The sequence below is a fragment of the Candidatus Hodgkinia cicadicola genome, assembly GCF_002774925.1.
In genome coordinates, this window is the sequence record NZ_NXGO01000035.1 from 1 (window position 1) to 2,417 (window position 2,417).

Below are 2,417 nucleotides of genomic sequence, written 5' to 3' on the forward strand. Positions count from 1 at the left end.
GACACAATTATAGTTGAAGCAAGTTCCGGTAATACTGGTATCAGTATTGCTGCTGTTGCCGCCCGTAAGGGCCTAAAATGTTTGATAGTGGTTCCAGAAAGTATCTCAGATGAACGAACAAACATGTTAGATTTATTAGGCTAAAACTGTTATTATAAAAGTAATAATAAAACCAGACGATAGAGGTAGTAGGTGAAGAAACACTGAGTGGACGGGCCCATTGCGGGGGGGAAGCGACGCCCCCGCCCCGCGTCTCAGAGGCACACCGCAATGCGCACTCCTTAATGAGTTTTTGATCAAGTTTGAGCGACTTCTTATATCACGGCAACCGCCATGATACTGCGTGTCAAATTTTATAAAAAGGACACTCCAACAGCGTTATTTCCAATTTCAAAATGTACATTTTCATTATGCGAAAAATTGTAATAAAAGATATTTGGATTTTATTTATATAACAATTGTTGTTATTTGTTACCAATACTGAATCCAAAGATAAGTATCAGGAAAAGTATGTTTACAGGAAACCAGCCTGCTTTTATACAGATATATTTGTCACTGTTTAATACAAACTGAAATTGTGTTACTAGCCAGACTGGCGGCCTCACTCTATGTTCATCAAATTAATATTCATTTAAAAATAATAAAATACGATGCAAAATAATTTAAATAAAAGACTATATGAACAAAAATGTTTGCCACTGAAAACTGATAAAAACAGACAACCTGGCCTCAAAATACAGTAGACGCCCTCTAGTCCGGCCTCGGTTGGATCGGCCTTCGGATGGTTCGGCCAGCCATATGGTGAGTCACACGGTCTAGACGAGCCTCCAGCGACAGGCCCCAACTTGTTAAATGGAAAATATATGTAGCTCAGTTGACTTGCGCTTTTGTTCTTCATGTGCAGATGTATGTCTTATGTTGTGAGTTCTGTGTATATAGTCTGTGTAAATATATCTGTATATAGTAATACTGTATGTATGTGTGTAAATAAAAAGGTTTTCCGACATGAGTGCGCAACGAAAACACACGTTCGTGACTCTGGACCAAAAATTACAAGTCCTTCAGCATCTCGATATGGGCGAATTGGTCCAGAGTATTTGCCAAGAGTTTAATGTAGGCAAGAGTATTGTTAATGACTGGCGCCGAAGCAGAAAATCGATTGAGACTTTCTGCACTCAAATTGAAATTGAAAAAGTGCTTTCGACACATGTACTTTAAAAAAACCAAATAACGAATTAGTAGACGATGCTTTGTGGTTATGGTTTATGCAGGAACACCGAATTTATGTAGTAATTTTTCCTTGTTTGTTTTTTTACTTCCTACCATAAAGTAAGGGTGAGTAATTATAATTATTAGTAATTTATATATACTGTATTGGGTCATTTATATTATAGATCATTCATTAAAGAGCGTTATTTCATCATTATAGAGTATTTTCTGTTCGTCCGCCCATTTTGTAATCCAACCTAGGGTCTGGTCCCGAGGTGGCCGGACGAGAGGGCATCTACTGTACTCAAAACGGTAATCTCATCTTACTAACGGTGCAATCTGATTGGTGCACAGAGACAGTGACAGGAAGTGCAGTGCAATAAGAACAAGATTATTACACCTTAGGCTTCCATCTTTTTAGCTGGGACAGTATTCCACTACAAGAAAAATGGATAGAAGTGAGAACCTGGAAAGAGGACAAAAAAAAAAAATCAATTCTCACTACAGGTTCTAATAACATAATTCTCATTACAGGGTAGTTGGGAATTGCAGAATTTTATAGGCCAACCCTAAAGAAACGATTTTGTGTTGTCTTGAGTAAGAGAAAAAGCTTATTATTTTTTTTTTTATCTACACATACTCAAGAACATGAACGATTGTACAGGATGTACAAGATTTAATAGTTGATATGATGTCACATAAAGAAATCTGCTCACAGACTTGCAGTGACCGTTAACAGTCACATATGGAAACTGAGACCTACCCCATTCTACATGGTATGAACTTTCCATACCAATTAAAAACATATTATCCTGGTAAGAGTTGTTATACACCGAAGTGTTGTAAATAATGTATAAAGCCTACTTGAAGCCTGTCGCATTGTATTGACTAGTTAAGTAGACACGATGTTCCAACAACCTCTAGCAAATGATGGTGGGGAAGGGCCCCCCCCCCTTATAACTTCATGAATGAATCACATACTATAAAATTGTGTACTGTGTTTCAGCGAAGGCTGAATGCTTACTAAACAGCATTTAGGACTACCCTTCTTGTGACTGATTAACTGATACAAATTATCAACGACGAACTTCATAAGAATAGACACTTCACTTCTGATGACCTTCAATCAAAGATTAACCTTCTCAATTTCAAAAGATCTTCATGATACTACAGTCTAGGTACAAAAAGTTTATCCCAGATAGGTTCCT

At 37.3% G+C, this 2,417-nt stretch carries 2 protein-coding genes; both read left to right on the top strand.

Annotation, left to right across the window (positions count from 1 at the left end; genetic code table 4):
• Window positions 1-9 precede the first annotated feature (9 nt).
• Window positions 10-144, top strand: a complete 135-nt coding sequence (locus MAGTDC_RS05880; protein ID WP_414173055.1) for a pyridoxal-phosphate dependent enzyme — start codon at window positions 10-12, stop codon at window positions 142-144.
• An 861-nt stretch (window positions 145-1,005) separates the two neighbouring features.
• The gene (locus MAGTDC_RS05885) at window positions 1,006-1,218 is read left to right on the top strand and encodes a hypothetical protein (protein ID WP_146656860.1); all 213 of its coding nucleotides are present in this window, start codon (window positions 1,006-1,008) and stop codon (window positions 1,216-1,218) included.
• The last annotated feature ends 1,199 nt before the right edge of the window (window positions 1,219-2,417 follow it).